At 63.7% G+C, this 26,032-nt stretch carries 20 protein-coding genes and 1 pseudogene; 10 read left to right on the top strand and 11 right to left on the bottom strand.

Annotated features, from left to right (window positions below; genetic code table 11):
- Positions 1-353 precede the first annotated feature (353 nt).
- The 4 genes from AB4037_RS20500 to AB4037_RS20485 form a co-directional block, all read right to left on the bottom strand.
- A complete protein-coding gene (locus AB4037_RS20500; protein ID WP_441772765.1) occupies positions 354-1,505 on the bottom strand; it encodes a Gfo/Idh/MocA family protein in 1,152 nt (383 codons plus the stop codon).
- Between the two features lie 104 nt (positions 1,506-1,609).
- Positions 1,610-2,443 carry a carbohydrate ABC transporter permease gene (locus AB4037_RS20495; protein WP_441772764.1) on the bottom strand — a complete coding sequence of 278 codons (834 nt, stop codon included), beginning with the start codon at positions 2,441-2,443 and terminating at the stop codon, positions 1,610-1,612.
- Positions 2,443-3,321, bottom strand: coding sequence for a carbohydrate ABC transporter permease (locus AB4037_RS20490; protein WP_441772763.1), 879 nt, complete (start codon positions 3,319-3,321; stop codon positions 2,443-2,445). The genes AB4037_RS20495 and AB4037_RS20490 overlap by 1 nt, the downstream gene beginning before the upstream one ends.
- Before the next feature lie 300 nt (positions 3,322-3,621).
- Positions 3,622-4,926 (bottom strand): extracellular solute-binding protein, encoded by a 1,305-nt coding sequence (locus AB4037_RS20485; protein WP_441772762.1) that lies wholly within the window; start codon positions 4,924-4,926, stop codon positions 3,622-3,624.
- 345 nt (positions 4,927-5,271) lie between these two features.
- Here AB4037_RS20485 and AB4037_RS20480 point away from each other — a divergent pair, with 345 nt between their 5' ends.
- The 4 genes from AB4037_RS20480 (at position 5,272) to zwf (ending at position 9,416) form a co-directional block, all read left to right on the top strand.
- Positions 5,272-5,871, top strand: a complete 600-nt coding sequence (locus AB4037_RS20480) for a GNAT family N-acetyltransferase (protein ID WP_434955370.1) — start codon at positions 5,272-5,274, stop codon at positions 5,869-5,871.
- Between the two features lie 170 nt (positions 5,872-6,041).
- Complete coding sequence (locus AB4037_RS20475; protein ID WP_441772761.1) at positions 6,042-6,647, top strand: TetR/AcrR family transcriptional regulator; 606 nt, start codon at positions 6,042-6,044, stop codon at positions 6,645-6,647.
- A 99-nt stretch (positions 6,648-6,746) separates the two neighbouring features.
- A complete protein-coding gene (locus AB4037_RS20470) occupies positions 6,747-7,946 on the top strand; it encodes a DUF418 domain-containing protein (RefSeq protein WP_441772760.1) in 1,200 nt (399 codons plus the stop codon).
- Positions 7,947-8,039: 93 nt separating this feature from the next.
- Positions 8,040-9,416, top strand: a complete 1,377-nt coding sequence (gene zwf, locus AB4037_RS20465; protein WP_441772759.1) for a glucose-6-phosphate dehydrogenase — start codon at positions 8,040-8,042, stop codon at positions 9,414-9,416.
- Between the two features lie 49 nt (positions 9,417-9,465).
- On the opposite strand, the gene AB4037_RS20460 is transcribed toward zwf, so the two are convergent.
- The gene (locus AB4037_RS20460) at positions 9,466-10,278 is read right to left on the bottom strand and encodes a hypothetical protein (RefSeq protein ID WP_441772758.1); all 813 of its coding nucleotides are present in this window, start codon (positions 10,276-10,278) and stop codon (positions 9,466-9,468) included.
- 539 nt (positions 10,279-10,817) lie between these two features.
- Positions 10,818-14,516, bottom strand: a complete 3,699-nt coding sequence (gene putA / locus AB4037_RS20455; RefSeq protein ID WP_441772757.1) for a trifunctional transcriptional regulator/proline dehydrogenase/L-glutamate gamma-semialdehyde dehydrogenase — start codon at positions 14,514-14,516, stop codon at positions 10,818-10,820.
- A gap of 178 nt (positions 14,517-14,694) precedes the next feature.
- Here putA and AB4037_RS20450 point away from each other — a divergent pair, with 178 nt between their 5' ends.
- Positions 14,695-15,171: an Lrp/AsnC family transcriptional regulator gene (locus tag AB4037_RS20450; protein ID WP_441772756.1), complete on the top strand. Its 477-nt coding sequence runs from the start codon at positions 14,695-14,697 to the stop codon at positions 15,169-15,171.
- Positions 15,172-15,202: 31 nt separating this feature from the next.
- Positions 15,203-15,763, top strand: coding sequence for a hypothetical protein (locus AB4037_RS20445; RefSeq protein WP_441772755.1), 561 nt, complete (start codon positions 15,203-15,205; stop codon positions 15,761-15,763).
- A gap of 59 nt (positions 15,764-15,822) precedes the next feature.
- Here the strand turns inward: AB4037_RS20445 and AB4037_RS20440 are convergent, their stop codons facing one another.
- On the bottom strand, positions 15,823-16,431 hold the full coding sequence (locus tag AB4037_RS20440; protein ID WP_441772754.1) for a TetR/AcrR family transcriptional regulator: 609 nt from the start codon (positions 16,429-16,431) through the stop codon (positions 15,823-15,825).
- A 118-nt stretch (positions 16,432-16,549) separates the two neighbouring features.
- Between AB4037_RS20440 and AB4037_RS20435 the strand changes: the two genes are divergently transcribed.
- On the top strand, positions 16,550-16,978 hold the full coding sequence (locus AB4037_RS20435; RefSeq protein WP_434955361.1) for a tautomerase family protein: 429 nt from the start codon (positions 16,550-16,552) through the stop codon (positions 16,976-16,978).
- Positions 16,979-17,012: 34 nt separating this feature from the next.
- Positions 17,013-17,399: pseudogene (locus AB4037_RS20430) on the top strand (VOC family protein); the annotation flags it as partial.
- Positions 17,400-17,498: 99 nt separating this feature from the next.
- Here the strand turns inward: AB4037_RS20430 and AB4037_RS20425 are convergent.
- Complete coding sequence (locus AB4037_RS20425; protein ID WP_441772753.1) at positions 17,499-18,422, bottom strand: LysR family transcriptional regulator; 924 nt, start codon at positions 18,420-18,422, stop codon at positions 17,499-17,501.
- A 130-nt stretch (positions 18,423-18,552) separates the two neighbouring features.
- Here AB4037_RS20425 and AB4037_RS20420 point away from each other — a divergent pair, with 130 nt between their 5' ends.
- Entirely contained in the window at positions 18,553-19,998 is a 1,446-nt protein-coding gene (locus AB4037_RS20420) for an MFS transporter (RefSeq protein ID WP_441772752.1), read from the top strand.
- Positions 19,999-20,054: 56 nt separating this feature from the next.
- Here AB4037_RS20420 and AB4037_RS20415 read toward each other — a convergent pair whose 3' ends face one another.
- A complete protein-coding gene (locus AB4037_RS20415; RefSeq protein WP_441772850.1) occupies positions 20,055-21,101 on the bottom strand; it encodes a GlxA family transcriptional regulator in 1,047 nt (348 codons plus the stop codon).
- 359 nt (positions 21,102-21,460) lie between these two features.
- On the opposite strand from AB4037_RS20415, the gene AB4037_RS20410 reads away from it, so the two are divergent.
- The gene (locus tag AB4037_RS20410; protein WP_441772751.1) at positions 21,461-23,344 is read left to right on the top strand and encodes a M1 family metallopeptidase; all 1,884 of its coding nucleotides are present in this window, start codon (positions 21,461-21,463) and stop codon (positions 23,342-23,344) included.
- 223 nt (positions 23,345-23,567) lie between these two features.
- Here the strand turns inward: AB4037_RS20410 and AB4037_RS20405 are convergent, their stop codons facing one another.
- Positions 23,568-24,725 (bottom strand): winged helix-turn-helix domain-containing protein, encoded by a 1,158-nt coding sequence (locus AB4037_RS20405; RefSeq protein ID WP_441772750.1) that lies wholly within the window; start codon positions 24,723-24,725, stop codon positions 23,568-23,570.
- A gap of 134 nt (positions 24,726-24,859) precedes the next feature.
- Entirely contained in the window at positions 24,860-25,879 is a 1,020-nt protein-coding gene (locus tag AB4037_RS20400) for a zinc-dependent alcohol dehydrogenase family protein (RefSeq protein ID WP_441772749.1), read from the bottom strand.
- Positions 25,880-26,032 lie beyond the last annotated feature (153 nt).

The raw sequence follows: 26,032 nt of genomic DNA, 5'->3' as shown, positions 1-26,032 counted from the left end.
ATTTCTGCCTGCTCTTGGAAGCGATTCGGCGGATGAATGGGAAGAGCCGTCAAGGATGCCCACGAGCGCTGACTTAAATCCGGCGAGCGCCAATTTCTTACCCTCCCCTGGAGGGATCGGCCATTCCTCTTGGAATGGCCTGGGGTCGGCCTGGAAGGCCGGGGTGGGGTGAAATTGCGCAATTTTTCGTTGATATGACTGCTTTTTCTGCCAAGAAATCACCCCACCCCGACACTGTGTGTCGACCCTCCCCCTCCAGGGGAGGGTAAGAACCTGAGCCTTTGTCCGCAAAGTTAGCGCCTATGGGCAAGGATGCCTGCGATCCCAGAAAATAGCTCTTCGAAGGCCCGGTATTATCCGCCGGTCAGCGCCTCGTCGAAGCGGCGCCAACTGTCGGTGAGGTCGAGTACGGCTCGGCTGGCTCGGGCCTCGTCCATCTTGATGGCGGTCAGGCCCGCCGCGAGCGCGTCCACCACCGAGACCGGCAGCGGAGCGCCTTCGATCAGATGCTTGCCAATATCGGCGGCCATCTGCTCGTCCGCGCCGTAATGGGCCGAAAGCTCCGTCATCTCGTAGGTCTTGTCGACCAGCTTTTCCGAAGTGCGGGCGTCGTGCACCCGGAAGTAATTGCGCACGAAGTCCCCTTCCGCCATGCCCTTCGAACCGATCACGCAGAAGCGCCGGAACTCGTCGGGTACGTTGATATTGGTGTGAAAGTTGAGCGCGACGCCGTTCTCGAATTCGACGATCGCCACCTGGAAGTCGATGATGTCGGCATCGGAGTCGAACACCTTGTCCGTACTCAGCCAGCCGCTCGGCTTGCGATGATAGACTTCGAGATCGTTGATGCCCTGGGCATTCGGGGCATTGCCCGGCAGGAAGGTGCGGCGGCCGCCAAAACTTGCCACCCGCACCGGGCGAGAGCCGACCAGGCCCTGGTAGAGGTCGATGTCGTGGCAGCATTTTTCCAGCATGAAACCACCGGAATAATGCTGGTAGCGCCGCCAGTCCCGCATGAAGAAGGCGCCATGATAGGGCGCCAGATGCTCGGACGCCTCGATCGAGACGATGTCGCCCAGCACGCCCTCGTCCCGCATGCGGGTGAGATCGCGATAGAGCGAGGCATAGCGCAGCACCAGGCCGACCATCACGCTGTCGGTGCCGTGGATGCGCAGGAGTTCGAGCAGCTTGAAGGTGTCCTCCTGCGAGGTCACCACCGGCTTTTCGGCGAAGACCTTTACGCCATGCTCAAGCCCAACCTGGATATGGCCGAGATGCATCGCATTGGGGGAGCCGACCATCAAAAGGTCGAGCTTTTCGGCGGTGAGCAAGGCCTGGGGGCTGTCATGAACCCGCCCCGCCTCGATGCCATGCTCCTTCATGTAGCCCAGGCCCGCCGGTGCCGGGTCGACATAGCCCACCACGGTGAAGCCCGGCACCATCAAGCTGAAGATGCGGGCGAGATAGCCCATGCGATAGCCGAGCCCGATAATGCCGACCTTCATCCTACCTTGCTCCATCACTGTTCAGACAATTCCTACAGGGCTTCCGCGACCGATTGAACACATCCTTGGTGGCATGAACAGTTCGCCCACAGCCTGGAGGTGCCTCATTTCACCGCTCCGGCCGTGAGGCCGTGGATGAAATTGCGCTGGAAGATCAGATAGACCACGATGATGGGCGCCACGATGATCACTGCGCCTGCCGTCAGGGTCGGAATATCGACGATATACCGGCCCTGGAAGAACAGCATGCCGATCGGCAGCGTGCGCACTTCGTCATTGTTGACCAGGATCAGCGGGATCAGGAATTCGTTCCAGGTCCAGATGAACAGGAAGAGCGCAAGCGTCGACATCGCCGGCTTCATCAAGGGCAGGATGACGTGGCGCAGCACCTGTAGCCGCGTGGCGCCATCGATCACGGCCGCATCGACGAGCTCGATCGGCAATTGCCGCATGGCGCTCGCCATGAACAGGGTCGCGAAGGGGATCGACATGCCGATCTGCGGCAGGATGAGCGCCCAATAGGTATTGAGCAGACCGAGCCAGCGAAACTCATGGAACAACGGAATGATGAAGGCCTCGGTCGGCACCATCATGCCGATCGTCAGCATCACGAAGAACGTGCGCTTGAGCGGCAGTGTGAGAAAGGCGAAGGCAAAGCCCGAGAGAATGCCGAGCATGACGGAAATGCCGACCACCGGCACCACCACCAGGATGGAATTGAGGAAATAGGTGTCGAAATGCCCGTCCACCCAGGCCCTGGCGAAATTCTCGAAATGCAGTTGCTGCGGCAGGGCGAAGGCGCCTGCCAGGACGTCCTTCTGGCTCTTGAGCGAGGTCAGCACCAAGAGCGCGAAGGGCGAGACGGTGAGCAGGGCAAACAGCCACATGAGAGCCCGAAGCGGCAGCAAGGCAGGCGCCGTGCGCGAAGAAGCGGCCATCAGCGCTCCCTCTCCCGCTCGGGCATGAAGCGATGGATCACGCCGTTCACCAAGAAAATCAGAATCGCCCCGACCACCGCCACCGCCGAAGCGTAGCCGTAGCGTCCGAGATCGAAGCCGAGCTGATACATGTAGAGATTGGGCACCAAGGTCGCATTGGCGGGGGCGCCTCGCGTCATGGTGAAGACGAGGTCGAAACTCTTGATCGAGAAGATGATGGTCAAAAGCAGAACGATGCGCACTTCCGGCAGCAGCGAGGGCACGCTGATGTGGCGGAAGGACTGCACGGGCGTGGCGCCATCGACCTTGGCGGCCTCGTAGAGCGAGGGCTCGATGCGCTGCAGGCCAGACATGAAGATGGCCATGCAGAAGCCGGCATAATACCAGGTGGCGACGAGACCGACGGCCGGCAAGGCGAAGGTAAAGCTGCCGAGCCAGGGCAAAGCGAGCGATTTGAGGCCGATCGCCTTCAGGGCCTGGTTCAACGGTCCGAAGGCGGGATTGTAGAGCCAGCGCCAGATGATGCCGAGCACCGCGGTGGGCATCACATAGGGCATGAAATAGAGCGTGCGCAGGACGAGCTGCTCGCGCGAACGGATCGAGGTGACGACGGCGGCCATCACCAGGCCGAGCAGCAGGGGCAACGCCACATAGAAGATCAGCAAAACAAGGTTGTTCTTGAGCGCGATGTAGAACACCGGATCGGAGAACAGCGCGATATAGTTCTCCAGGCCGACGAAGCGCGGGGCGCTGATGCCGCCCCAGGCGGTAAAACCAAGGACGATGGAGCTGAGGATCGGCACCAGCACGAAGGCGCCATAAATCAAGAGCGACGGCAATACATAGAGAAGATTACGATATTTGGAGGCGTCGAGCATGGAGCTGTCTCGGATCCGATCCTGAGAGGCGCGAGAAGCCCTCTCCACGAAATGGGGAAGGCCGCCATATCTTCGAAAAGAAGATATGGCTGTTCACGACGAAGTCGTGACGGATGTGTTGTGGCGGGCACCCCGCTCAGCGCGATAGTCTTGCACGACCGTCGTGCAAGCCTTCAAAGGCCATTCGCTGCCCGCCGCACCTCACCCGACCTCGCTTCGCTCGCCCCCCTCCGCTTCGCGGAGAGGGCAAGTCGTGCCTTCTGCGGCAAGGTCACGCGGCGTGAACGAGCCTTGTGTCCCTTATTTCTTCTGGCTGGCCATATAGCCCTGATAGTCCTTGTCGACGGCAGCAATGAAGACTTCCGGCGTATCCTCCTTGGCAATCACCCGGGTCAGGCCATCGGTTAAGGTCTTCAGCATGGTGGGGCTGGCCCAATCGGGATAGTGGCCAAGAGCATTGGCGGCATTCACCGTATTCCACACCTTGATGGTCTCGCCGAGCAAGGCGGGGATCTGGACCTTGTCGGGTTTTTCGAGGGCCGCCACCGGCAGATAGCCGGCCGCCGCCCAGGCCGCCGCCGCATCATCGGACAGGAGATAGTTGATATAGTCGCCGGCAAGGTCCTGCGTCGCCTTGTCCTTGGCGAGTGCCGTGATGGTCCAGGCCAGCTCGACGCCGCCGACAATGAGCGGGTCCTTCACGCTGGCTGCGGGCGGCAGTGCCATGAAGTGGATGTCAGGATTGGCCTGCATGTCGCCGAGCCGCCAGGTGCCGCTGATCAGAAAAGCGCCCTGCCCGCCCACGAAGAGCTGCACCGCATCGTCATCCGCGATGCCCTGGAAACCCTCGTTGAAGGCCCCGCCATTGGCCCAATCCTGAACCTGCTTGGCGGCGGCGACATTGCCGGGCGTGTTCCAGCTGCCGCCCCGGCCATAGACGAGATCGTCGAGGCTCTTGCGGTCGGCGGCGCCGATCATGGCCTGCGACAGGGAAGCAAACATGTGCAGGGCCATGTCGCCCTTGGTGGTGCCGATGGTGAAGGGCACGGCGCCCTTGGCCTTCAGCGCCTCCACATCCTTGGCGAGTTCGTCCAGGGTTGCCGGCGGCTTGTCGATGCCGGCTTCCTTCAGCACCTTGGCGTTGTAGTAAAGGCCGACCAGTTCGCCGAGGGCGGAGATGCCGTAAGTCGGCCCAGTGCCGAACTCACCCTTGTCCGACCAGCGGTCGCGCGCCAGCACGCCGTCGGACTGCTTCTTGTCCCAGCCATATTTGGCGATATAGACGTCGATGGGCAGCAGCAGCTTCTCCTTGACCAGGGCCCCCATCTGCTGCGCGCCCTGATTGGCCTTGGTGACCGCCGGCCCGCCTCCGGAGGAGAGGGTCAGCTTGAGCGTCAGGCCCAGATCCTCGAAAGTGCGCGCCGTGCGGGCGATCTTCACCCCGGGATGGGCCGCCTCGAATTTGGCGTTGATCTCCGAGATGACCTTGGCCTGGGAAGGCAGGGCCTGATCGTCCCAGACGGTCAGCGTCTGTGCTCCCGCGCCGTGGAGGGTACTTCCCCACCACAGGGTGGCGACTGCCAGGCAAGGCAAAAGCCGACGCAATAGAGTATCGGTTCTCAAAGAAGACGTCCCAGTCCGCAACATCGGTGGTCCCTCTCTGCGTTGCGCTATGTTGGGCGCCGGTCACCGGTCCGACTTGGATGTGCGAACGGCCGCGCCCTTTCTTCGTTGGCGCTACCATCACGGGGAAGCAGGCGGTTGGCAAGTTGCAATTGTTCATTGGTAAGACGATAGTGCTGAAATGGCTGGCGTTTCAGCATCGGCCAAGTTTCGGGGAGACGACGTACAGGCGGGCTCCGCTTGAAACGGCAGTCCCCCATGATCGGCAGGGCTGGTGAGGGTTTCCTCCCGGCTCTTCCTTCCTCGCGTTCTGCACGGAGCCCCTTCTTGGCCGACACTGCCGTCATCCGTCCCGCCACCGAGGCCGACCGCCCTGCCCTCTACGAGATCTGCCTGCGGACGGCCGACAATGGTTCGGACGCCAGCCATCTCTATTCCGAGCCGCGCCTGCCCGGCTTCATCTGGGCCGTGCCCTACCAGGTCCTGGCACCCGACTTCGCCTTCGTGCTCGACGCAGGGAGCGGAGCCGTGGGCTATGTCGTGGCCGCGCCCGATACCGATGCCTTTGCCGACCGGCTGGATAGCGAGTGGTGGCCGCGGGTGCGCCTGCAGGTCGCCGGCATCACGCCCAGCAAGGCCAGTGACGAACGGGTGCTGTCGCTGATCCGCCGCCCAGAGCGCAAGGATCCAGCCATGCTCGCCGGCTATCCGGCCCATCTCCATATCAATCTGCTGCCGCCGTTCCAAAGCAGCGGCTGGGGCCGCCGCCTGGTCGAGACCGAACTCGCGGCTCTCAGGGCCAAGGGCGTGCCGGGCCTGCATCTGGGCGTCAGCGCCGGCAACGCCAAGGTGCTCGGCTTCTACGAGAAGCTGGGTTTTCGGGAAATCGCGCGGCCGGCAAGCATCTATATGGGCATGAAACTGTAGGAACGCTTCGAGCCGTCTCTCGAGTCACTTGGCGGAAAATCCCTGCAAGACCTTACGATTGCGTCCTTTTTTGCACTCGCGAGATCAGGTACCGCCCATGCGTGTTGCGTCGGGCTGCGGCAGGCTTATTCTTCGATCGACCAATCCATTTATCTTTGAGCGGACAGGCGATGCGCAAGGTCGATCCGAAGAAATACGAGGCCAAGCGCCGCCATATCCTCGATGCGGCGATCGCCTGCTTTTCCCGCAAGGGCTTCCACCAGACCTCGACGGCCGAGATCTGCGCCGAGGCCGGCATGAGTCCGGGCAACCTCTTCCACTATTTCGCGAACAAGAAGGCCATCATCGCCGCCATCGTCGAGGAGGAGGGACGGCAGACCAAGGTTCATTTCGATCGGATCCAGCGGGCGCAGGACCTGTTCGCGGAACTGCTTGAATTCATGGGCCTGATTCTCGAACTCGGCAGCAACAAGACCTATCTCAGGCTGCAGCTCGAAATCGCTGCCGAAGCCCTGCGCGATGCCGAGATCGGCGCCCTAGTCGCCGCCAATGACCAGGCGTTGCAGGATTCGCTCAGGATGCTTCTGCGCAATGCGGTGGCGCGCGGACAGGTCGATCCGACCCTGGCGCCGGCCGATGGCGCCCGCTGGATCGCCGCCCTGATCGACGGCATCTTCAATCGCTTCGCGGTGGATCCGGGCTTCGAGCTTCACCGCCAGCGGGACGTGCTGCAACTGCTGCTCACGCGTTTCCTGCGCCCGGGCGTCGTGACCTGACGATATCGGTCTGACCAGCCACCTTGAAAAATCCGCAATTGGCACCAATTATTAGATCGACTAGTCTATTAATTAATATGCACCATTGGTCAGCCAGCCATGAGCCGCTCCACCACCCTCGCCCGTCTCGCCAATGTCGACGCCCTGCGCGGCTTCGCCCTCTTCGGCATCCTTGTCGTCAACATCACCGCCTTCGCCTCGGTCTATTACGGGCGCGGCGTCACCGATCCAGCCTTCACCAGCCTGACCGGACGCCTGGTGGAAGGCCTGGTCTCCTTCGTCTTCGAGACCAAGTTCTACCTGCTGTTCTCCTTCCTGTTCGGCTACAGCTTCACGCTGCAGATGCGCTCGGCCGAGCGGGCCGGGGAACCGCTGGTGCCGCGCATGCTGCGCCGCCAGATCGGCCTGTGGCTGATCGGCCTCACCCATGCCGTGTTGCTGTTCCATGGCGACATCCTCACCACCTATGCCGTGCTCGGCGTCATCCTGCTGATGCTGCGGCATTGCAGCGATCGGGGTGCCATGCGCCTCGCTGCCTGGCTGATTGCGGCGACCGGCCTGGTCTGGGCAGCGCTCGGCGGGCTGCAATTGCTGGCGGGCGAGGCCGTCGATCCCCTCACCGTCCATGCCGAGGCGGCAGCGGCCCTCGCCGCCTATGCCGGCACGCCCGGCACCGTGATCGGCGCCCATCTGCAGGAACTCAGCGGAATCTGGGTCCTGCTGGGCCTGATCCAGGCGCCCTCGGCCCTCGCCATGTTCCTGTGCGGCCTCGTCGCCGGCCGGCGGCGGTTGTTCGAGCAGGACGAGGAGGCCCGTCCCCTGCTCCGCCGGCTGCTGCGCCATGCGTTGCTGATCGGCCTGCCGGGCAGCGCCTTCTACACCTGCACCTCGATGGCCCTGCCCGGCACCGGCTGGGAAGTTCTGGGCCTGGCGGCCGGCATCCTGACCGGCCCCTTTCTCGCCGGCGGCTATATCGCGGCAGCCATGCTGCTGTTCCGCACCACGGTCGGCATGCGCCTCGCGGCCGTCCTCGCGCCTGCCGGACGGATGGCCCTGTCGAACTATCTCAGCCAGTCGCTCGCCTGCTCGCTGATCTTCACCGCCTATGGCCTCGGCCTGGTCGGCCAGCTACCGGCCCTGGGCGTGCTGGCGATCGCCGCCGTGCTCTATCTCTTCCAGCTTGCCTTCAGCGCCTGGTGGCTGCGCCACCACGCCTATGGTCCGCTGGAATGGCTGCTGAGGGCGCTCACCATCGCCGCGTTGCCGAACTGGCGGGCCGTGCCGGTGAGGAGCGCATAGCTGACGTAGCGTCTTTCCGGCTTCCCATCAGGCCTCTTCCGTTTTACCAACGTGAGGGCTGCGCTGGGTGGCAGTTCAATTCGGGAAGACATCATGCCGGCACCGCATTCCGACGCTCTCGTTCTCTTCGGCGCCACGGGCGATCTTGCCTATAAGCAGATCTTCCCCGCCCTCTATGCCATGGTCCGGCGCGGCGCCCTCAATGTGCCGGTGATCGGGGTCGCCTTCGATCCGTGGGACGTGGAGAAGCTGCGCGCTCGGGCCCGCGAGAGCTCGGTGAAGGCCTATGGCGATGCCTTCGACGAAAGCGTGTTCGCCAGGTTCTCCAACCTCCTCGGCTATGTCAGCGGCGATTATCGCAGTCCCGAGACCTTCGCCAAGTTGAAGGCGGCCCTGGGCCAGGCGACCCGCCCCCTGCATTATCTGGCGATCCCGCCGAGCCTGTTCGAAACGGTGGCGCAGGGCCTGCAGGAATCGGGCTGCGCCGCCAATGCCAGGCTGATGGTAGAAAAGCCCTTCGGGCATGACGAGGCCTCCGCCAGGGAGCTCAACGCCGTCTTGCATCGCTTCTTCGACGAGAGCGCGATCTTCCGCATCGACCACTATGTCGGCAAGGAAGCCATCCAGAACCTGCTCTATTTCCGCTTCGCCAATGCCTTCCTCGAACCGGTCTGGAACCGCAATTTCGTCGAGAGCATCCAGATCACCATGGCCGAGAATTTCGGCGTGCAGGGCCGCGGCAAGTTCTATGATGAGGTCGGCACGATCAGGGACGTGATCCAGAACCATCTCGTCAACGTGCTGATCCTGCTCGCCATGGAGCCGCCGGCCGGCCGGCTCGAGGACGATCTGATCGAGGAGAAGGTCAAGATCTTCAAGGCGATCCGCACGCTGACGCCGCAGGACGTGGTGCGCGGCCAGTTCGTCGGCTATCACGACGAGCCCGGCGTAGCGCCTGCTTCCACCGTCGAGACTTTCGCGGCGGTGAGGATGTTTGTCGACAGCTGGCGCTGGGCCGACGTACCCTTCTATATCCGTGCCGGCAAGAACCTGCCGGTGCGCTGCACCGAGGTGGTGGTCAGGTTCAGGAAGCCGCCGCACGACGTGTTCGCCGAACGGCTGCAAGGGCCTTCCAACGAGCTCCGGTTCCGCATCAATCCGCAGATCACCATCGGGCTCGGCTCGCGCATCAAGGCGCCCGGCGAGAACCTGGTGGGCGAGCCAGTCGAACTCGTGGCCGTCGATGACGGCACCGGCGACCTCGCGCCCTATGAGCGGCTGATCGGCGATGCCATGGAAGGCGACAACGCCCTGTTCACCCGGCAGGATGCCGCCGAAATCGCCTGGCGCATCTTCGACCCCGTCATCGGCAACATCGTGCCCGTGACCCCCTACCAGCCCGGGACCTGGGGACCCGCGACCATGGCCGGCTTCGAGCCACCCTTCGGCTGGGTCAACCCGGCGGTGTGAGGGCAGGCATTTTCTGGGATCGCAGGCATCCCTGCGATCCCAGAAAGCCTCAATTGCACTTCACGTCATAGTCCGACACCGAGGGGTAGTCGTTGTCGCCGGCCGTGGTGACCGACAGGGTACCCGCCGCGCCACGATAATTGTAGCTGCAATAGCCAAGGCCGGTGCCCGAGCAGCTCTCCGCCTCGACCACGCCGAGCTTGACGAGATCGGCGACGCGGCTGTCCGTACGATCCTGCTCGCTCGAAGGCACGGGTTCCCAGCCATTCGCCTTCAGCGCGGCACGCGCCTTGTCGATCGGCATGTTGTTGATGTTAGGCACCTTGGCGCGGCCGTTGCAGACGCCGTCATTGGCCGCCACGGGGTTGAACTCGAACTTGTAGTCGTCGATCGAGCGGATGTCGCCGAGCGGCGTGGCGAGAAAATCACCGTCGATGACCCGAACCCCGCCCCCTTCGAGGGCCTGGACGCGGCCCAGCGACTGCTTGGAGCCCTTTTCGGCATAGAGCAGGGCAACCAGTTTGCTGCCGTCGAAAACACCGACATTGCCGTCATTGACGAGACAGGTACCGCTGGTTCCCGGCTCGAAGCCGCCGGCGAAACTGACGGCGCGCAGGGATGTCCCCAGCTTGGCCTCGCCCGTCACGGCCCAACCGCGCTCAGCCACGGCGCGGCCGGCCTCCGAACTCGGCTTGACGGTCAGATGGCTGCACTCGTCCAGTCCTTCCACGGCCCCCCGCGCGCGCGGCAGGGTGGTGAGAAGGCGGAACGCCACGCCCTTGACCTCGCTGCTGGTGGAGGGCGGCTCGTCCCCCATGCCCATCGCCGCGGCCAAAGCCGGGACCGCCGGGGCACCCAGCATCAATGCGCTTGCCAAAGATGCAGCAAGGAAAGTCCGGCCTCTCCCGGTGTTCGCTACAGCCCGCCGTCCATCCGTCATCGTCGTCTCCACTGTCGCCGATTCATGGGATCGGCGCAGGCGCCAAGATATCGGCACGCGGCGACAAGACAATCACCATGGTGCGAAGTTTCAAGCTCGACTGGGGATAGGGGTTTCGCCGGGAACAGGACTGCATCGCGGCCCTGCCGAGGAAGGCAGGCGTTTCCTCCCCCAGCTTCGTCTAGGGCATAGACATATCTCGCGGTTTCAGAACAGGGCGCGAGAATCCTTCCCCGACTTCGGGGAAGGTGCCGGTGCGCAGCACCGGCGGATAGGGGAGCGTGGCGCCACGGAGCCGAAAAAGGCGGGATCGCGCTACTCTACCCCACCCGACCCGGCTTCGCCGGCCCACCCTCCCCGAAGTCGGGGAGGGATATTTGAGTCTTACTCGTCTCGGTCGAGAAGTTTAGATGCCCTAGATGAAGCTAGGGGAGGCAAAACGGGCCTTTTTCTGCTGCGCCCTACCCGATCGTCATCAGGCTGGCATTACCACCCGCGGCCGTGGTGTTGATGGAGGTGGAAACCTCTTCCAGCAGCCAGTTGAGGCAATAGGCGTCCGCCTTTGCCGCCAGTTCCTGCGAGGAGGCCGCCTGCACCAGGACGAGCGGGCCCGGCAGGCCGGCAATGGCCTTGCTCGCCTCCTGGATCTCACCCGCGCTTCCCTCGACCAGGGCACCGGCGAACGGACCTGATTTCTTCCAGTCCTTGCTCCAGCTCACCCGCGCCGCCACGCTGACCGGCAGGGTCTTGAGCACGGGCTGCAGGCCGGAGGTCGTGTCGACGACCACGCTGTTGCCGGTGGCGAGCGCCGCCGTGAGCTGCCGGTGCAGGCCGATCTCAGTCTGCGGTACCAGCAAGATCTGGCCGCGCGGATGCAGGGCATAGAGATTGCGCTCGCCGACGGGGCCGGTGAGCTCGATCTCCAGGCCGAGGGCGGAGTCGCCGCCGATTTCGCGCGCGTCCTGGGCCAGATTGTTCATGCCGCGCTGTCCCAGCCATTTGGCGAAGTCGGTCAGCACCGGATCGGTATGAACGGAGCTGTGCCGCGGGGGGATCGGCGGGGTGTCGACCAGGCGCCCGAGATAGAGCGGACCGCCCGCCTTGGGGCCGGTGCCTGACAGGCCGCGCCCGCCGAAGGGCTGCACGCCGACGACCGCGCCGATGGTGTTGCGGTTGATATAGACATTGCCGACCTTCACCAGGCTGGTGACATGGGCGATGGTCTCGTCGAGGCGGGTGTGCAGGCCGAAGGTCAGGCCATAGCCGGTTGCATTGATCGCATCGATCAGGCGCTCCAGGTCGTCGCGCTTGTAGCGCACCACATGCAGTACCGGCCCGAAGACCTCGCGCTGCAGATCGGCCAGCTCGTTGATCTCGATGATCGTCGGCGCCACGAAGGTGCCGCCCTGCGTCTCCTCGCCGAGTTCCACCTGCTCGACCTTGCGGCCGCGGCCGCGCATGGCCTCGACATGACCCTCGATGGTGGTCTTGGCTTCGGCTGATATCACCGGGCCGATATCGACCTTCAGGCTGTCGGTCGAACCGATACGCAGCTCCTTCAACGCGCCCTTGAGCATGGCGAGGGTGCGGTCGGCGACATCCTCCTGCAGGCAGAGCACGCGCAGGGCCGAGCAGCGCTGTCCCGCGCTGTCGAAGGCGGAGGCGATCACGTCTGCGACCACCTGTTCGGCCAAGGCCGAGGAATCGACGATCATGGCGTTCTGGCCACCGGTTTCGGCGATCAGCGGGATCGGCTTGCCATTGGATCCAAGGCGCGTAGCGAGCTGGGCCTGGATCAGGCGTGCCACCTCGGTCGAACCGGTAAACATCACGCCCGCGGTCTGTGGCGCGGCCACCAGCCCGGCGCCGACGCGGCCATCTCCCGGCAAAAGTTGCAGGGCGTCGGCCGGGACACCGGCCTCGTGCAGGATGCGCACGGCCTGGGCCGCGATCAGCGGCGTTTCCTCCGCCGGCTTGGCGAGCACGGCATTACCCGCCACCAAAGCCGCGGCGACCTGGCCGGAGAAGATCGCCAGTGGGAAGTTCCACGGACTGATGCAGACGACCGGACCGAGCGCCTTATGGGCCACGCCAAGCGTAAGGCGGGCCTGGTCGGCGTAATAGCGCAGGAAGTCGATGGCCTCGCGCACCTCGGCGATGGCGTTCGGCATGGATTTGCCCGCCTCGCGCATGATCAGGCCAAGCAGCACCGGCATCTCGCTCTGCATGATGTCGGCGGCGCGCGCCAGGCAGGTTGCGCGCTCGCTCGGCGTCCAGCGGGACCAGCCCTGCATCGCCTTTTGCGCGTTCGCCATCGCCGTCGCGACATCGGCCTCGGTGGCCTCCGTCACCTGGCCGACGACATCGTTGTGGTCGCCGGGATTGAGCACGGGCCGGCTCTCTCCAGCACTGGCGGCACCGGCGAGCTGCGGCACGGACGTCCAGGCCCGGCCGGCGCTTTCCTTGAGGATAGCGCTGATCTCGGCGAGCGTCGTCTCGTTGGAAAGGTCGAGCCCGGCGGAATTGGCGCGCTCGTCATAGAGTTCGGAGGGCAGGGAAATCTGGTCGTGGCGCGCGCCCACTACCGCCATCGACCTGATCACCTCGGCCGGATCGGCGATCAGTTCGTCGACCGAAACATTGCTATCGCCGATGCGGTTGACGAAGGAGGAATTCGCGCCGTTCTCGAGCAGGCGGCGCACCAGATAGGCGAGCAGCGTCTCATGCGTGCCGACGGGCGCATAGATACGGGCCGGCCGGCGCAGCTTGTGTGCCCCGACCACCTCGTCATAGAGCGGCTCGCCCATGCCGTGCAGGCATTGGAACTCATACTGGCCAGTTTTGAAGTCGGCACCGGCGAGATTGTAGATGGTGGCGAGCGACTGGGCGTTGTGCGTGGCAAATTGCGGGAAGACGGCGTCGGTGGCTTCGAGCAGCTTGCGCGCGCAGGCGATGTAGGAAACGTCGGTGTGCACCTTGCGGGTGAAGACCGGGAAGTCGGCGAGGCCGTCGACCTGCGCCCGCTTGATCTCAGCATCCCAATAGGCGCCCTTGACCAGGCGCACCATGACGCGATGCCCGGTGCGGCGCGCCAGATCGATGATGAAATCGAGCACGAAGGGGCAGCGCTTGCCATAGGCCTGCACCACGAAGCCGATGCCGTCCCAGCCCTTGAGATCGGGGTCCTCGCACAGGCTCTCGAGCAGATCGAGCGAGAGTTCCAGCCTGTCGGCCTCCTCGGCGTCGATGTTGAGGCCGATGTCATACTGCTTGGCGATCGCCGCCAGCGCCTTCACCTTGGGCAGCAATTCCGCCATCACCCGTTCGGCCTGGGCGCGCACATAGCGCGGATGCAGCGCCGAAAGCTTGATGGAAATGCCTGGCCCCTCATAGATGCCACGGCCGGCCGAGGCGCGGCCGATGGCATGGATGGCGGTCTCGTAGTCCTTGTAATAGCGTGTCGCGTCCGCGGCGGTGGTCGCCGCCTCGCCCAGCATGTCGTAGGAATAGCGAAAGCCCCTCTCCTCCAGCGGCCGGGCGCGCTTGAGGGCTTCCTCGATGGTCTCGCCGGTGACGAACTGCTCGCCCATCATGCGCATAGCCATGTCGACGCCGCGACGGATCACCGGCTCGCCGCAACGGGCGATCAGCCGGGTCAGTGCGGCCGAAAGACCACGGTCGTTGACCGTATTCGACAATTTGCCCGTGACGACCAGGCCCCAGGTCGCGGCATTGACGAAAAGCGAGCGCCCGCCGCCAATATGGGAGCGCCAGTCGCCATCAGAGATCTTGTCGCGGATCAGGGCATCTCGCGTGGCCATGTCGGGGATGCGCAGCAGGGCCTCGGCAAGGCACATCAGCGCGACGCCTTCCTGACTGGAGAGCGAATATTCATGCACCAGCGCCTCGACGCCGCCGCCCCGGCGCTTGGAACGCAACGCCTCGATCAGCTTGCGGCCCGTGGCGCTGATCGCCTCCCGGGTTCCGACGGGCAGGCTGGCCTGTTCCAGCAGCGCCGCCACGCATTCCTCCTCGGAGCGGCGATAAGCCGCCGTGATGGCCTGGCGCAGCGGCGTCTGCGGCCGGATCGGCGGCGCGAAATCGGCGAAGGGCATGGCGGCTGACTGAGGATTTTGGCTGAGTGCGGCAGATGTCGTCATGGCGGTCTCGCTCTTGAAAACGTCAGGTGCCATTGGCCCGGATCGGCGATGATACCTCAAGCAAAACGCTTTGGCGTTTCGACGATCAGATAGCACAGCCCGATGTTGCTTTTTCACCAACGATATGTGCATCCATAGGCATTAAATCTTTTGTTCTTGAATTATGCAGGATTTTTGAATGTCAAAATCGACAGAAACAGGAAATCTGGATAGTTACGACCGCAAGATCATCGACGCACTGGTCGAGAACGGCCGCATCTCCATTACCGAACTGTCTGAAAAGATTGGACTTTCCAAGACGCCGTGCCATCAGCGCCTGAAGCGGTTGATCGACGAGGGTTATATCCGCGGCTTCCGCGCCATCCTCGACTCCGGCAAGATGGGCCTGGACCATATCGCCTACACCGAGGTGAAGCTTTCGGACACACGCGAGGCCGCGCTGAAGGCCTTCAACGTGGCGGTGTTCAAGATCCCTGAAGTCGAGGAATGCCACATGATCGCAAGCTCCTACGACTATCTCCTCAAAGTGCGCACCGCCAATATCCGCCGCTACCGCCAGGTGCTGGGCGAGCGCATCTCGAGCCTGCCCCATGTCGCCAACACCTCGACCTTCGTGGTGATGGAATCGGTCAAGGACACCGATCTGATACCGTGAGAAATGACGAGCCATCTGGGCTGACGCAGCTATGGCGATGCAAACTTGGTCCGAAGGGGATGGAGAGGGATGCCCTGCGCCAAATCTCCACTTCAAATGCAATGATTCTCGCCATCATCTGCACCACATCATGCGATGTCGCCTGTTATTGAACACAGCCATGAGCATCCAACCCACTTCCCGCCCCACCAGCGCAACGAGCGTAGTCGCCGGCCTCGCGCGACTTGCCACCTCCCTGACTTTCATATCGCCAGCTCCGGCCCTTGCACAAACCATCGCCTGCAAGATCGAAGCAGCATGGATCATCGACGAACATGGCGAGGGCATCTTCCGATTGACCAAACTCATCGGAACGTCCCTGACAGCTGCAATGGATGGCCAGACGGCGACTCTTACGGTCGAAAGCCCGGTGGTGAAGATAGGAACCTTGAAATGCAGACCGCCGGAGAAAACGACCGATGAGCTGTTCTGCAAGGGCACGACGGCGGATGGCCGGACCGATACCTTCCATACGATGGGAGGGCGCAAGGAGGTCTTTCGCACGACCTGGTTCGGAAATCAGGCCATCGTCATGGCCTGCCCCTATGATTGACCCGCCGTCACTCTCCTGCGAGCGGTCGGACACCCGACGGCCTGGGAGCTGCTTTCGGCTCAGCCGGGCGCATCCTCCGGGCCCTCCAGGGCCAGCGCCATACGCGCAACGGCGGCGGCGATCTGCTCGGAGAGGCTCGGATCGGAAACGGCGCGCGCCAGCGTGACGCCACCGCTGAGCATGGCCAGCAGCAAGATTGCCCGTTCCTCCGCACCCCCCGGATCGTTGGTACCTGACGGGCGTTTGGACAGGCCGCCGGCAACCTCTTCGATCAGTCGGCGCAGCTCGGCCGTGTAGATGCGCCGCGTTTCGTCATCCGCGCGCATGACGTCGGGCGACAGGCTCGGCAGGGCACAGGCCTCGTCCAGGCCGCAGGTGCGCTTGTAGCCGAGATAATAGCCGACGAAGCTCTTCAGCCACCCGCGCGGCTGCTCCGCTTTCAAGGTCGCAATCCCCTGCCGCAACTCGTCCAGCCCCGTCAGCACGGCCGTGCGAAAGGCTTCGCTCTTGGATTTGAAATGTCCGTAGAAGGCGCCGTTGGTCACGCCGGCCGCTTTGGTCAGCGCATCGATGCCGGCGCCGCCATAGCCTTCCTTGCGAAAGATCTGTCCTGCCGCCGCGATCACCCGCTCCCGGGTTTCCCGCTTATGCTCGGCGTTATAGCGCATGATATCACCTATTGAGAGCGATCGCTCTTTATTGCTTGCAAAGAGAGTGATCGGTCTGTATCCATAGAGAGCAATCGATATATATGACGTCAGCCATCCCTCGAACAAGGAGCTTTCGATGCCGATCACGCTCACCCTGCCAGACGGCCTGCTGTCCCCGCAGGCTCAGGCCGAGGCCTTTGCCGCCTTGACGAACGCGCTTCTCGAAGTCTCCGGCCTCACCGGCAACAACTTCATGACAGCCAATATCGTCGGCACCATCAACGTGCTTGCGCGGGACCACGTGTTCGCCGCGGGAAAACCGGCGCCCGCCGCCTTCATCGAACTCAAGCTGCCCGAGATCGCCCTGGCTTCACCCGAGGCGAAAACAGCCTTCATCGAAAAAGCGACGGATATCCTGGAACATGCAGCCGAAGGCCGGCTGAAACGCGAGCACATCTGGACCAACATCGTCTACGCGCCCGAATGGGCGTGGGGCATCGCCGGCCGCGGTCTCGGCAACAACGACCTCGTCGATGCCATTCAGGCTGCTTCACCAAGCCATTGATTTCGAAGGTCCGGCACCTCGGTGGGGATGAACCATGCAGCTTGCCAATTACCTATTCTTCACCCGGCATTGCGAGGAAGCGCTCGCCTTCTACGCCCAATGCGGATTGGGGCGGGCCTCGATCCTGCTGCGCCATGGCGACCTCGGCATCCCTCTTGCCGACGAGGCAATGCGGGGAAAAGTGATGCATGCCCGTTTCGAGGGGCCAGGCATCCTGTTCTTTGCCTCGGACAATCAGGACGCGGAGCCGATGCGCGGCTCCGCCCACATGCTGATCATGCGTGACCGCGGCACGACCGCCAGCCTCTTCGCCAGCCTGGCCGATGGCGGCACGGTCACGACGCCGCTCGCAGTACAGCCCTGGGGAAGCTTTTACGGCAAGCTGACCGATCGCTTCGGCGTGCAGTGGATGCTCGATTGTGCGGACGGCATCGAGCAGCATTCTCCCAGCAGAGCTCAATCGCACCCTGCCCGGCACTGGACATTGCCGCAGCTTGCAGGGGTCGCAGGACCCTGCCAACTAGGTCTGCAGGGCCGAAGCGGCCTGAAATGCATTGGTGCGGGTGACGAGATTCTCGACCATGAAGTCGACGAACGCCCGGACCTTGGGTGAAAGCTGGCGGTTGGACGGCCAGACCAGCGACAGCGAACCGAAAGGCTGCATGAAGGCGGTGAGAACCGGCCTCAGCGTGCCGCCGCGTATGGAGGGCTCGGCCACATAGACAGGCAGGTGCGCCAGCCCCAGCCCATCCTTCGCCGCCCGCAGCGCGGCATCGGTGTTGTTGAAGACGAGATTCCTGGGCAGCAGCAACCGTTCATGGGGCGGCAGGAAAGACCATGGCGCGATGCGGCCGCTGGAGGGATATTTGAAGTGGATGCAGGCATGCCCGAAAAGCTCCGCCGGTGTCGTCGGCAGGCCGTGCCGGGCGAGATAAGCGGCACTGCCGCAGACGACGAAATGCTGCTGGCCAAGCAGACGGGCGATCAGGCCGGTATCGGCCAATTCTCCGCTGCGGACCACCACGTCGACGCCTTCGGCGACGAGGTCGACAACCCTGTCCTCGAATTCGATGTCGAGTTCGATTCGCGGGAAGGCCCGGGTGAAGGCAGGCAGGAGCGGCATGAAAAGATGGTGCCCCACGATATGCGGCAGGCTGACGCGAAGGCGCCCCTCCGGTCGCTCGCGGCTTCGCAACAACGTGGCTTCGGCATCTCCGAGTTCATCGAGGATGCGCTTGCAGCGTTCATAAAAGACGCTGCCCTCTTCCGTCAGGCTCATGGTGCGCGTGGTGCGATTGAACAGCCGGACGCCCAGGCGGGCCTCGAGGCGAGCCACCGCCTTCCCGATGGCGGAAGGAGAACTGCCCGTGATACGGGCAGCCGCGACGTAGCTCTGCTGCTCGGCGGCGTGCACGAAGGCCACAATACCGGTGAAGCTTTCCATAGCTCTTCAGATTTGAGACATTTTGTCTTTTATATACTGACATTGGCCGCGATTGTTCAATATTGAAGACAAAATATCATTCCTTTTCCTGAAGACGGTCTCGTGCCCCTTCGGCTGGAAAGGAAGCATCATGACCTCACTACCCCTCGAAACGAAGAAGGCGGGATCCTGGTCCTCGCTCGCGGTGCTTCTGGTCGGCAATTTCGTCACCATCCTCGATCTGTTCATCATCAATGTCGCCCTGCCCGACATCCAGCATGAGCTGCACACCTCCAATGCCGGCCTGCAACTCATCATCGTCGCCTATGAAGTTCCCTATGGCGCATTGCTCCTCAATGCGGCCCGCCTGGGCGATCTCTACGGACGGCGGCTGTTGTTCCTGACCGGGATGGCGGTTTTCGCGCTCAGCTCCCTGGCCTGCGCCCTGGCGCCTTCCTCATGGGCCCTCATCGCGGCTCGCGCAGTCCAGGGCGGCGGCGCGGCCCTGTTGATGCCGCAGGTCTACACCTCGCTGCGGCTCCTGTTCGAGGGCGAGGAGCGGCGGCGGGCCCTGGCCGTCATGGGGGCGGTCCAGGGCGTCGCAGGCGCCGCATCGCAGGTCATCGGGGGATATCTGATCGCACTCGACATCGGGGGCCTGGGCTGGCGCCTGATCTTCCTCGTCAACCTGCCGATCGCCCTCTATGCCCTGATCGCGGGCCGGTGGCTGATCACCGAGACGCGATCGCCCCTGCCCGCGAAGCTCGACATAGGCGGCGCGGCCATGGGTGCGTCCACGCTCACCCTGGTCCTGCTGCCGCTGACCATGGGGCGGGACAATGGCTGGCCGTGGTGGATGATCGCGAGCATCGTCCTGTCCATCCCGGCCTTTGCCTGCTTCGCCTGCCATGAAGCCCGGCTGGCCCGACGCGGCGGCGTTCCCATCATCGCCATGTCCCTCTTCGGCAAGGAAAGCTTCAACCTGGGAATCCTCGCGACCTTCTTGTTCTTCTCGGCCATCGGCTCGCTGTCCCTGTCGCTGACGATCCTGCTGCAGGTCGGTCTGGGCTTGTCTCCGCTCGAAGCCGGCATGCTCTTTCTTCCCTCCACCATCGCCTTCTTCACCGGTTCGCTTCTGTCGGCGCCACTGGCCCGAAAATGGGGGCGATGGGCGCCGCTCGCCGGCATGCTCGTCTTCGCGATCGGTCTGGCAATCGCGATCGTGGTCGGCCTCGACGGCGGCGAGGACCTGAAGGCCTTGAGCCTCTCGCTGATCCTCAATGGCCTCGGCCAGGGCATCGTCATGCCCCTCCTGCTCGACATGATCTTGAGTACGGTGTCCAATGACGAGGCCGGCATGGTCTCCGGCGCCTTCAGCACCATCCAGATCGTCGGGGCTGCCTTCGGCGTGACGATCGTCGGCGTCATCCTGTTCGACACGCTGTGCCGGATCGAGACCGAGGCGGTTTCCACTCTCGCGACGACAGGAGCTTATGGTGCGGCCTTCGCCATCGCGACTGTCTATAATTTCGTCGCCATCGTCCTCGGCCTCGCGCTGCTCAGCTGGCTGCACGGCGCGAAACGACAACCCGGATAGGTCCGGGGAATTCGTCGGCAAATGGTAACGCTCGGGTGCATCACCGTCGGCCCAGGTCAGGCCTTAGCCATCCCTTCCTGCCCTTCCTGCCGCTCCTTGCGAAATTCGCTCGGTGTCGTCGTGAAGCGCTGGCGGAAGCGCCGGCTGAAATGGGCTGAATCCGAGAAGCCGCACTCGATGGCGATCTTGGCAAAGGACTTGTTGGACGTCTCGACCATATGCCGGGCGAGCGACAGCCGCATCTCCATGAAGGCCGCACGTGGCGAGGTGGCGAGCGCGCTCTCGAAATGGCGTTCGAGGCGGCGCTTGGTAATTCCCAGATGCCGGGCGATCTGGCCGACGGAGAGCGGCGCATCCAGGCTTTGCTGCACCAGCAGCAGCGCCTTCCTGACGAAGGGGTCGGAGGTGTTGAAATCGAGCGTCGGGCTCGGCTGCGGTGCCTCGCCGACCTCCGCCCCGTTGATCATCATGATGTGCAGGCTCTTGGTCGCGGCGGCCTTGCCCAGATGCCGCTCGACCAGAAAGGCCGCCAGATGGGCCGCACTGGCTCCGCCCGGACAGGTAAGGCGATCACGATCGACGATGAAGATCTGGTCGGACACCGGCTGAAGACCGTCGAACTGCTCCAGGAAATCGGTGTGGTGGAACCAGCTCACGCAGCAGCGATAGCCGTCCATCAGCCCGGCATGGTGCAGGATGAAGGCGCCCGTGCACACGCCGACGAGCGGCACCTTCGCCGCGGCGGCCCGCTGGAGATAGCGCGAATAAGCGGGGCTGAGTTTGGGGATCTCGTCGATCAACCCGCCCACCACCACGATATAGTCGAACTTGCCGGGTTCCCCGAGCCTCTCGGTGGGGGCAATCACCACGCCGCTGCTGGAGGCGATCGGGCTCATGGTGTCGGACAGCACGCTCCATTCGAAGCGGATCGGCCGGCTGCGATCGCCTTCATCGGCCGCCAGCCGCAGCACGTCGACGAAATTGGCGAAGGCATTCAGGGTGAAGTGCCGCGCCAGGATGAAGCCGACGGACAGCCGCGGCGCCCGCTTCTCGGGCCGGACCGGCTTCCTTGTCCCCGCTTCGCTCACGCCTGGGCCTCCCATGTCGGGACGTCGCACATATAACATCCGATCGACGCATCCATTCTATTCATGCCGACGAGGGCCGGCAAGATACCGGGATCGGGCTGCCTCCAGCCGATGGCGCAATTCTGGTGCGCCAGTCATACAAGCCATGGCGAGGAAAGCGTTCATGCTCTAAGAAGCGATCGGGGATATCCGATTGGGATGGAGGGGACAGTCCATCGACAGCAGGTATTTCCATGAATATGGTAGAAACATACCGACACTTCTTGCGCCGTAGACTGCGCCCCGCGCGCCTTTCTTCGATTGTATTCCTTTGCCTGGCCGCCACGCCGGCCCTGGCACAGTATCAGCCTCGGGAAACCTTTGCCCCGCGTCCGATGACGCAGGCCGTCAACGCCTATCGCTCGGCCGATGGCCTGCCCGGTCCTCAATATTGGCAGAACAAGGCCGATTATCAGATTCATGCGACCCTTCAGCCCGACCAGCCGGCCGTCAGCGGTGATGAAGTCATCACCTATACCAACAACAGCCCCGACCGGCTGACCGAGCTCTGGCTGCAGCTCGACCAGAACATCTACAAGGCCGACAGCCGCAGCGGCTACGCCAACGGCAAGGCGCGCGACGGCACGACGGAGGGTTTCGTCCTCGACAGCGTCGCGATCGGCGGCGGCAAGGCAGCTCCGGTTCCCTATACCGTCAGCGACACGCGCATGCGCATCGCCCTGCCGACGCCCCTGGCGGCCAAGGGTGGGCAGGTCAAGCTCCATATCCGCTATCACTTCACCATTCCCGGCGAGTGGGGCGGGCGCATGGGCTGGGGCAAGGCCAAGGCCGGGCCCGTCTACGAGATTGCCCAATGGTATCCGCGCATGGCCGTTTACGACGACATCCGCGGCTGGGATACGCTGCCCTATCTGGCCCAGGAGTTTTATCTCGACTATGGCAATTTCGACTATTGGGTGACGGCACCGAGCGCCATGCTGGTTGCGGGTTCCGGCGAATTGGCGAACCCGCAGGAGGTGCTGACCGCAGAGCAGCAAAGCAGACTGCAAAAGGCCCGCGCCAGCGACAAGACCGTGACGATCCGCAGCGTCCAGGAGATCGATGATCCCAAGTCGCGCCCGAAGACGGACGGCACGCTGACCTGGCACTATCGCATGAAGAACAGCCGCGACGTGGTTTTCGCAGCCTCGGCCGCCTTTGCCTGGGACGCCGCGCGCATCAACCTGCCGGCCGGCAAATCGGCGCTCGCCATGTCCTTCTACCCGGCTGAAAGCCAGGGCAGCGAGCGCTGGGGCCGCTCGACCGAATATCTCAAGGATGCCGTCGAGCGCTTTTCGACCCGCTGGTATCCCTATCCCTGGCCGGTCGCGGTCAATATCGCCGGCCCGGACGATCTTGCCGGCATGGAATATCCCGGCCTGCTCTTCGATGGCATCGGCGACAAGACCAAGGACCTGTTCTGGGTCACCGCCCATGAGATTGGCCACACCTGGTTTCCGATGGTCGTCGGCTTCGACGAGCGGCGCGATGCCTGGATGGACGAGGGCTTCAACACCTTCATCGACGTCTATGAATCGGACGACTTCAACCATGGCGAATATGCGCCCAAGCGCGACGTCGAATATGCGCCGGGCGGCGGCAATCCGGTCGACGAGATCATCCCGGTGCTGAAGGACCGCGAGGCACCGCCGATCCTCTCGCGCGCCGATACCGTGATCGAGAAATACCGCCATCCGGTGACCTATTTCAAATCGGCGCTCGGCCTCGTCCTGCTGCGCGAACAGATCCTGGGGCCGGAGCGCTTCGACGCGGCCTTCCGCCAGTTCATCGCCGCTTGGGCCTTCAGGCATCCCAAGCCGGACGATTTCTTCCGGGCGATGGAAAGCAGCACCGGCGAGGACCTGTCCTGGTGGTGGCGGGGCTGGTACGACCAGAATTGGACGCTGGACCTCGCCATCGACAAGATCGCGCCGGCGACCGACGACAAGGACAAGGGCAACAAGGCCAAGGAGCCGAAGGGCACGGCCATCACCGTCAGCAGCCATGACAAGCTCGTCATGCCGGTGACCTTGCGGGTCGACTTCGCCGACGGCAGCCATCGCGACTATCGCCTGCCCGCCGAAAGCTGGATCAGGCAGGGCGCGACAACCGTTGTCGTCGAGCCCGGCAAGAAGGTGGTGCAGGCCACCCTCGATCCCGACCACAAGCTCCCCGACCAGAACCGCGACAACGACAAGCTGAGTGCCGACGCAAAATAGCCTGCCCGGTTTGCCGTGCCGGTGAAACGGCACGGCAATGCCCGGAGCATTTCACTCTCAAATCGCACCACGAATAAACGCAAGGAGCATTGGGCGACCGAGAATATGCTCACTCCTGTCGTTGAGGGGCTGCACCGCGGCGAGCAATTGCGAATGACGGTACCGCCCGTTGATGCTCCGGCAGCTTCACCATTTGCAGTTCGTCGGCGCTGCCATTCCAGCATCACTCCGCCAGCTGGAAGGCCTCGAACCGCCCCAGCGCCTCTTCGATCGCCGGCTTGTGGGCGGTCGCATCGCCCACCCAGTTCCATTGCTGGATCAGCACCTTGCCGGCGGCGCGGTCCGTCTTGAGATCGATGGCCGCCACCACCTCTTCGCCCACCAGCACCGGCAGGGCGAAATAGCCGAAAACGCGTTTCTCCTTCGGCACATAGGCCTCGAAACGGTGATCATAGTCGAAGAAGAGTTTCAGCCGCTTGCGCTGGATCACCAGGGGGTCGAAGGGCGAGAGGATATGCACGAGCTCGGCCGGCGGCGCCTCGGCAACGGCGTCGAGAGTCGCAGGGCTGGCCCAATGCTCGGTCTTCCCCGCCCCTTCGACCTCGACGGCGACGAGTTCCTTGCGCCGCACCCGGGTTTCGAGGCGCTCGCGCACCGCGCCCTTGCGGCCGGCATCGAGATGACAGATCGAATCGAGGCTGATCAGCCCCTGCGAACGCAATGCCCTGTCGATGATGTAGTCGAGCCGCTGGCGCTCGGTGGCGGGCTTGGGCCTGAGGCCCTGCTGCTCGGCCCAGCCGAAATGGCGCTCCATCAGTTCATAGGTCTTCACCATGCCGATGCGGGCGCTGATGGTCAGCACGCCGGTATAGAAGGCTAGCTGCAGCGCTTTCTTGGAGGGCTTGCGGCTCGCCCAGGGATGGGTCTTCTCCACCAGCACGTCGTCGTCGATGTCACGGATGGTGAGCGGCCCATTCTTGCGGATCAGGGTCAGGACCTTGCGCAGATCTGATTTCGCCACGTTCTCGAACCAGCCATTGGGCTTGTCGAGATAGGCTTTCATGTCAGGCAGGAAATAGCGCAGGTCCGCCGTGGGAATATAGGAAAGCGCATGCGTCCAATATTCGAACACGGATTTGTCGGCGCTCTGTGCCTGGATGAGATGGTCGCGGCGATAGTCAGGAATGCGCGTCCACAAGATGTGATGGTGACTGCGCTCGATCACGTTGATGGTGTCGATCTGCACATAGCCCAGATGCGCGGTCGCCGCAGGGGTCGCCTGGGGGCCGTCGCCGAAGGGGGAGAGGCTGTCGAGACGCTGAGCCCGGAGCCAGATGCGCCGGGCCTGCGTCTTGTCGAGGGAAGGCGGTTTACGGGGCATGCAATCTCGCCAGGATACGGGGCGGCTGGGAGCACGCTCTCAGCCCTCATGCCCTGCAAGATAGGTCTTCCCAGCCGAGTCGCCAGCCCCGCGCCACCATTTTGTTCACGGAATGTTTACGGTCCAGCGGGTTGTCAGGGCACGTAGAGAATCTTGACCTCGCCCGGTCCGGCCGGCCTGGCGATGATGGCCGGCACCTCCTCCAGCGTGACCTCGCGCGAGATCAGCTCGTCGAGATTGAGCGCCCCGGCAGCCACCAGTTCGGCCGCGCGCCGATGCGTGAAGGGATTGATGAAGGAGCCGAACACCTTCAGCTCGCGGAACAGGATGTCGAAGGGCTCGACCGCCACCTTCTCCCCTTGCGCCATCACGCCGAGGATGACCACGGTGCCGCCGGGGCGGGCGAGCTGGAAGGACTGCTCCACCGTCTCGGCCACGCCGGCGCACTCGATCACCACGTCGGCCCCGCCGGGCAGCAGGCCGTCGGGACCGGTGACGTTGGCGATGAAGTCGCCCTGCGTGGGATCGATGCTGGCGGTGGCGCCCACGCGCTCCGCCAGCTCGCGCTTGGCGGCCTGGCGGGTGGAGAGCACCACGCGTGACGCGCCGGCGAGCCTGGCCAGTTGCACCGTGATCAGCCCGATCACGCCGCCGCCGAGCACGATCACCGAAGAGCCGGCCTGGATGTCGGCGATGTCGATGCCGTGCAGGCAGCAGGCGATCGGCTCGCAGAAGGCGCCATGGCTGGCCTTCAGGGACAGCGGCAGTTCATGGGCCTGCTGCTGCGGCACGATCACATATTCGGCCAGGCCGCCGTCGCGGTGAATGCCGATGGCGGTGAGATTGCGACACAGATTGATCCGCCCGTTCTGGCAGTGCACGCAGCGCCCGCACACGATGTTGGGATCACCCGTCACCCGCATGCCGGGGCGAAAGCCCTGCACGCCCGGGCCGACCTCCTCGACGATGCCGCAGAATTCGTGGCCCAGCGTCACTGGCGGCTTGGAGGGAAATTCGCCCTTGAGGAGATGGCGGTCCGTGCCGCAAATGCCGGAGGCCTCGACCCGCACGAGGAGATCCCCAGGCCCCGGCTTGGGCCTTTCCATATCCTTCAGAAAAAGCTCTCCCACTGCGTCGAGCCGCACCGCCTTCATCGTTGCCTCCGCCTGCTGTCTTGATTGTTCATACAATTCTAGGCCGGATTCGTATCTGCGGGATAGTGCCCGGCGCATGTCATTTCCTTGGAGCGCGGACATCACGGCGACATGCTTGCATGTCGTGACGTCCGCTCTTGAACCGTCGGGGTT

This window comes from Labrys sp. KB_33_2, from assembly GCF_052114505.1.
Classification (GTDB): Bacteria; Pseudomonadota; Alphaproteobacteria; order Rhizobiales; family Labraceae; genus Labrys.
The sequence above is the reverse complement of the archived record's forward strand: the minus strand, read 5'-3'. Positions and strand labels throughout refer to the sequence as shown.